Origin of the sequence: Erythrobacter alti (assembly GCF_037996805.1) — a bacterium.
Classification (GTDB): domain Bacteria; phylum Pseudomonadota; class Alphaproteobacteria; order Sphingomonadales; family Sphingomonadaceae; genus Alteraurantiacibacter; species Alteraurantiacibacter alti.
Genome location: NZ_JBBNAX010000005.1, coordinates 439,581 through 446,243, shown reverse-complemented (window position 1 = coordinate 446,243; position 6,663 = coordinate 439,581). Strand labels below are relative to the sequence as shown.

Genomic DNA, 6,663 nt, shown 5'->3' with positions numbered 1-6,663 from the left:
CTTCGATATTAAGCCAGTCAAGCCGATTGGCCTTGAGGTCGAAGTTGACGAAAACCGTGTCGAACCCTTCGCCTGCATTCTCGGTGGCACTGTCGGCGGTGCTATCGAAATAGTAAGTGTCGTTGCCGATGCCGCCGAACATCATGTCATTGCCCGAGCCGCCATCGATAATGTCATGGCCATCATTGCCGAAAATCGTGTCGTCGCCGCCGACGCCATAAATAATGTCGTCGGAAGATGAACCATTGATCGTAGTCGCTGTCTGCCGTCCGGTGGTCTGGCCATCGTCTGCTTCGACATCGATTATGCTGGAGTCACGCGGATCAAATATCTCGGTGTAGATTTCGCCATTGTGCCAGCTGACCAGTATTCGTCCGTCCGTGGTAAGGCTGGCAGAAGCATCGGTGATGTCGCCGCCCACCCCTTCAGCGTCAGTCTGGACGAACTGGGTGAGACCTACCTGCGCACCGTTTATACCTCGCACGAAAAAGAGGCGACCGTCCGTATCATCGCGGAAAACGGTCACATAGCCGCCATCCTCCAGCGCGACCACATCCATCAGCGTGAAGGACAAGTTGGTGTTGCTCGTGATGTTGAACTTGGCAATCGACTCCGTGCCATTGTCGTTGAAAATGCGTCCGCGGAGGTCCCCGGCCTCTTGCCAGGCAACCAGGATCCGCCCGTCGGCCAGTTCGGCAACACGGGGGTTGGAGTCGGGTGAGCCATCGGGCGTCGAGACGTTGTTGATGAGCGTGGAGCTGGTTCCATCGGCATTGCTGAACAGCAATTCGATCGTGCGCTCGTTCGCGCCGCCATTGTTGTCATTCTCGCTATAGACGGTCGCAAACCCGCCACTGTCGAGGGCCACCGTTTGAGGATCGAGAATGTCTTCCAAGTCAGCGCCATTCGAGAAGCCATCGGCGCGTAACACTTGCTCGGCACCTATCGTTGATCCATCTGCGCTGATCTTCTTGCCGACAATGTCCTGATTGGTGCCATCATCTCTTTCGTAGGTAACGAAAAAACTGCCATCTGACGCGACGGCAACGCTCGCATTGTCATAGGTTATGCCATTTACGGAATCGTCCGAGACAACGAATCCCTGTTCGGTTCGTGAGCCGACAGCATCATATATCCCGAAGATCAAATCGCCGTCGTCTCCGCTACGGAATTCGTAGATGACCACAAAGCCGCCATCGGGCGTCGCCGCGATCGATTCGAGCTTTTCTGCGCGGGAGAAGCCGAAAGGGAAGTTGAGATACAACGAGCCTGTGAGCGGCTCGCCCAGGGCGTTGAAGATTACGCCGACAATATCCGTAGCGAAGCCATCTGCGGTCGAATCATTGTCATCTTCCCACACCACCAAGAAATTACCGTTGGCCAAGCCAATGACTTTCGGATTGGCTTGCGCATCCGCAGTCTGCAAATTGGTGACGAATTCGGACAGCCAGACAGTTGGCGATATGGTCATGTGTTTCCCCCCGGTTGAATGCAAAAATGCGATCAACGACCCGTGCGGAAGGGAGCTGAATAGCGCCCCTCTCGCCATGCAAGCGCAAGAAGGTTAACACATTTTCGGAAAATTGCACCCCCACACCCACATGCGACAAAGCCATGTGGGCGGGATGCAAACGGCACCTGTCAGAGAATAAAGTCAGCCTCTGCGAGGTTGAGCGTGCCGTCGAGCCGGATGGCGTAATCGGCCTGGGCGTCGCCATCGGTGTCCATGTAGAGCATCGTGTTGCTCCCGATGTGTTCCCAACGCAGTTCTCCCGCCGTGCCGGAAAATGCAGCATCGGCGATGAAGGTGAAGGCATCGTCCGCCCCGCCGAAGATGGCGTCGACAAGGCTCAGGTCGATCTTGTCGCCCTGAAAATCGAGGAAATCCTTGATCTGGTCTGCCGTGTTAGCGGTCAGTCCGGCGAAGTGCTCTTCGTCGAATACGAAGGTGTCCGCGCCTGCTTCGCCGTAGAACACGTCCCTGTCCGCGCCGCCGATGAGGATATCATCATGCAAGCCGCCGAACAGGCGATCGACCCCGGCGCCGCCATCCAGCGTGTCGTTATTGCCATCACCATACAGCGTATCGTCGCCATCTCCGCCAAAAAGCACGTCACTGCCAGACCCGCCGTGCAGGCGATCAATGCCGCCGTCGCCGTAAAGGAAATCAGCTCCGCCGCCGCCGTAGAGCACATCGTTTCCGTCGCCGCCGAACAAGTCGTCGGAGCCGGCCTTGCCTTGCAGGGCATCGTCATCATCGCCGCCGTACAAGATATCGCGCCCGGTGCCGCCAACAAGCCTGTCGTTGCCCGCCATGCCGTAGATCGTGGCGCCAAGGTTTTTCGACCGAATATAGTTGGCCTGTGCATTGCCGGTGCCGGTCGTCGCCGCGCCCTGCAATTTCATGTCTTCAACATTGTCCGGCAACACGTAATCGATCCTAGCCCGCACGAGATCCGTGCCGTCGCCGAACAGTTCGGTGACGACGTCCCCGGCGTCATCGACGATGTAGATATCATTGCCCTGGCCGCCAGCCATCACGTCAGCACCGGAGCCGCCGTCCAGCACGTCGTTGAAATCCGCTCCGGTCAGCGTGTCATCTCCGTTCAGACCGTAAAGCTTGCTCGAACGGGTGGCATTGGCCAGCAATGTGTTGGCATGCGCATTCCCGCGCAGGTCTGTGGCCGTTCCGACCAGTCCGAAGTTCTCGATATCGGCGAACTTGCCGGCGAAGGCTCTCAGATTGAAGCTCGAGTAGACGCGGTCATTGCCTTCACCTGCGTTCTCGAACACCTGGTCCATGCCGTTGTCGATGTAATAGGTGTCGTCACCGGCGCCGCCGTACATTTCGTCATCGCCCGTGCCGCCATCCAGCGTGTCGTCATTGCCGAAGCCGTAGAGGAAATCATCTCCGCCCAATCCGTTGAGGATGTCGACGCCGCCATCGCCGTTCAGCGTGTCTGTGCCCGAGGTGCCATTCTGCGTGGAGCCGACGACGACGGCATCGGCAGCTTCGACATCGACCTTTACATTGGCCGCGCCAAGCGTAGCGGTCACTGCGATCTGGCCCGACAGGCCGCCGCCTGTAAAGACGATATCATAGGTCCCCGCAGGTGCCGCGATTTGCCAACCGCCGGATGCCCAGGTCGTGGTGGTAAAGGTGCCAGCCGTGCCGGTCAGGGTGACCGTCACATTGCCCATGCCTTCCCCGATATCGTAGAAATCGTCATTGTCGGTGTCGTTGATCACCACGCCAACGAACTGCGCATCATAGCTCCAGCGATTGCCGAAATTATGGGTGATGACATAGGGGCCGACACTGGTGGTGGCGTCCGTTTCCTCGGTCACGGCGATGCCGATTTCGGTGAAGACCGGATTGACGATGTTGAGCAGATGGCCGGCCGGGTCCTGGATGCCATCACCGCGCGTCTGCCAATCGGAATAGCGCACGCCGTTGCTATCGAAATCCTCGTCGTCGAAGCCCCAGTCAATCACGAACCCGGCGTGGCCGTAGATCACGGAATCGCTGAAGGCGTAGATATTTTCCGCCAAGTTTGACCACCCGGTGTAGCCAGCATCGGTGATGCGGTCGCCAAGCCCCATCTCGCCGGGCAGTTGGTGGCTTTGCGTGTCGGCATCGATCATTTCCGCATTGTGGCGGGAGGCGGCGAGGGCGAGGGCGTCGTTCCAAGCCAGCGGCGCTGCGGGATCAATCGCTGCCATCGCGGCCTGGAAAGAGCTCAGGTCCACTCCGAAGTAATTGAGGACATACTGGATTTCGGCCAGCACGTCGGGATCGGTCAACCGCGCATACTCGCCATCCGGGTCCATGCGGAGGCGGTTTATCAGTTCAAGCGTAAGCTGTTCTTCTGCGGTAGGCGGCATGGGGCGCGGTCCCTGGGATTTCGTCGGTTACATGCCCTTGTGGGCGCGTAAGCTGAAATCTGTCTTGCCGCACAAGGTTAAGGCGGCAGGGTGAGCCTTGCGGAAGCCGCATCGTGCAATCATGCCGTTATCCGGCGATTTTGCGCCATTCGCCCGGTGCCAGCCCCTCGCAGCTCCATTCTCCCACCTGCCAGCGCACCAGTCGCAAGGTTGGATAGCCCACTGCCGCGGTCATCCGCCGTACCTGCCGGTTGCGCCCCTCGGTGATAGTCAGGCTGAGCCAGCTATCGGCCACCGATTTGCGATAGCGGATCGGGGGATCGCGATGCCATAGTTCGGGCGGGGCGATGGCTTGGGCAAGGGCAGGGCGGGTCTGACCGTCCTTCAACTCCACCCCTCGGCGGAGCGCTGCCAGCGCCGCTTCATCGGGCACGCCTTCGACCTGCGCGAAATAGGTTTTGGGCATCTTGTGCCGCGGCTCTGTGATCCGAGCCTGCAATTGCCCATCATCGGTCAGCAGCAGCAGCCCCTCGCTGTCGCGGTCGAGCCTCCCGGCAGGGTAGACCTTGGGCGGAAGCCCGAAGCCCGACAGCGTGGGATGCGGACTGTCATCCTTGCCCGAGCTGAATTGCGAAAGGACACCAAACGGCTTGTTGAACGCGATGAGCATGCAGGCGCTTTAGAGGCGTGCGAGGTCGCTGTCTCCTAAAGGATGAAGTCGGCCTCTGCGAGGTTGAGCGTGCCATCGAGCATGATGGCATAGTCGGCTTGTGCGTCGCCATCTGTGTCCATGTAGACCATGGTGTTGCCGCCATCGTGCTCCCAGCGCAGTTCGCCTGCGGTGCCCGAGAAGGCGGCGTCGGCGATGAAGGTGAAGGCGTCGTCTTCGCCGCCGAAGATGGCATCGACAAGGCTCAGGTCGATCTTGTCGCCCTGATAGTCCTTGAAATCGGTGATGCGGTCGGCGTTGTGCGCGCGAAGCCCGGCAAAGTCGCCATCGTCGAAGACGAACATATCCGCCCCGGCGCCGCCTTCCAGCGCATCGCGGTCTGCCCCGCCGATCAGGATATCGTTGCCCAGGCCGCCAAACAGCTTGTCCGCCCCCGCGCGGCCTTCAAGCATGTCGTCATGACCATCGCCGTAGAGGAAGTCGTTGCCATCATCGCCCCTGAGCACATCGGCACCCGAGCCGCCCTTGAGAACATCGTCGCCGCTCATGCCCCACAGCCGGTCGTTGCCGCCCTGGCCATAGAGCGTGTCGTTGCCCGCATTGCCGTAGAGGCAATCATTGCCCGCCTTGCCCTGCAAAACGTCATTCCCGTCGCCGCCGTACAGCATGTCGGCCTGCGCGCTGCCATACAGCCTGTCCGCCCCGTCTAGGCCGTAGAGCGTGACGGCCGTCCTGGCGCTTGCGCGGATCAGATTGTCCAGCGCATTGCCGGTCCCGGTCGTGGCGGTGCCCGACACGCGCAGGTTCTCGACATTGTCGGGAAGCACGTAATCGAACTTTGCGCGCACTTCGTCCGTACCGCCATCCGCCAGTTCGACGACGCGGTCGCCGATGTTGTCGACGACGTAGAAATCATCGCCCGCGCCGCCACGCATATCGTCAGCGCCCAGACCGCCGTCCAGCCTGTCACCGGCCGCGCCGCCGATAAGGGTATCGTCGCCCCCCTTGCCGTCGAGGCGGCTGCGGAAAGCGGCATTGGCGATGAGCTCATTGACGCCGTTGTTGCCGACCAAATCGCTCGCCGCACCCGTCAGGGCAAAGCTCTCGATATTGGCATAGCGCAAGGAATAGGCCTTGATGTTGAAGCTGGCGTAGATCCGGTCGAAGCCTTCGCCCGCCAGTTCGACGACAGCGTCGCCCCAGCTATCGACGTAATAGGTGTCGTCGCCTGTGCCGCCATACATCTCGTCATCGCCAGCGCCGCCATCGAGAGTGTCATTGCCGGAAAGACCTTCGAGCCTATCGCTTCCTTCGAGACCGTACAGCAGGTCGACCACGCTATCGGCACCGACCAGCGTGTCATCGTTCTGTGTGCCGACCTGATGGAAACCGACCGGTGCATCTATTGTCATGTCGCTGAACTTGAGCCGTTCGATATTGATGAGCAGGTCGGTACCGTCCGGACCGGAAACTTCGACATTACCGCCGACAAGAAGGGTGATCGTGTATTCCGAACGCAGGCCCGAGAAGGCTGCGATATCCTCACCGTCCCCGCCATCGAGCGTATCATCGCCCTCGGCACCCTTAAGGACGTTGTTGCCCGCATTGCCGATAATCGTGTTTGCAATTTCATTGCCTGTTCCGCGCAGATGCGCACTTCCTGTCAGGATCAGGAACTCGATATCAGCGGGAGCGACCGTAATGTATTTTAGCGATGCGCATGTAACGCAACGCGTGGTGTATTCACGCGCGAGCTCAAAAGACGCTGAGGCATATATCGTGTCGGTGCCTTCCCCCGGCTTTTCCGTCACCGTATCTTCTGCATTGTCGACGTAAAATACATCATCTCCAGCACCGCCGCCCATGCTGTCGGCTCCGAGACCGCCATCGATGACATTGTTCTGGCTGTTGCCACCCAACCTGTTGTCCAGGTCGTTCCCGGTGACAGTCAGCGCCCCTGTTTCATTTAGCCAGACAGTTTCGACATTGTCCGGAGCCACCAGATCGACATCACTATAGATCCGGTCAGAACCGCCGTCCGCCAGTTCTATAACGAGGTCGCCGATGTCATCGATGAAGAAAGTATCGTTGCCGTCGCCGCCGATCAT

General features: G+C 59.6%; 4 protein-coding genes. All 4 read right to left on the bottom strand.

Annotated features, from left to right (window positions below):
• On the bottom strand, positions 1–1,471 hold a 1,471-nt coding region (locus AAC850_RS07550; RefSeq protein WP_340588076.1), incomplete at its 3' end, for a calcium-binding protein.
• 170 nt (positions 1,472–1,641) lie between these two features.
• Complete coding sequence (locus tag AAC850_RS07545; protein WP_340588075.1) at positions 1,642–3,885, bottom strand: CAP domain-containing protein; 2,244 nt, start codon at positions 3,883–3,885, stop codon at positions 1,642–1,644.
• 127 nt (positions 3,886–4,012) lie between these two features.
• A complete protein-coding gene (locus AAC850_RS07540) occupies positions 4,013–4,555 on the bottom strand; it encodes a pseudouridine synthase (RefSeq protein WP_340588074.1) in 543 nt (180 codons plus the stop codon).
• A 35-nt stretch (positions 4,556–4,590) separates the two neighbouring features.
• A complete protein-coding gene (locus AAC850_RS07535; protein ID WP_340588073.1) occupies positions 4,591–6,663 on the bottom strand; it encodes a calcium-binding protein in 2,073 nt (690 codons plus the stop codon).

Coding starts and splice junctions, on each gene's coding strand:
- AAC850_RS07540 (WP_340588074.1), bottom strand. CDS start 4,555: ATGCTCATCGCGTTCAACAAGCCGTTTGGTGTCCTTTCGCAATTCAGC.
- AAC850_RS07535 (WP_340588073.1), bottom strand. CDS start 6,663: ATGATCGGCGGCGACGGCAACGATACTTTCTTCATCGATGACATCGGC.
- AAC850_RS07545 (WP_340588075.1), bottom strand. CDS start 3,885: ATGCCGCCTACCGCAGAAGAACAGCTTACGCTTGAACTGATAAACCGC.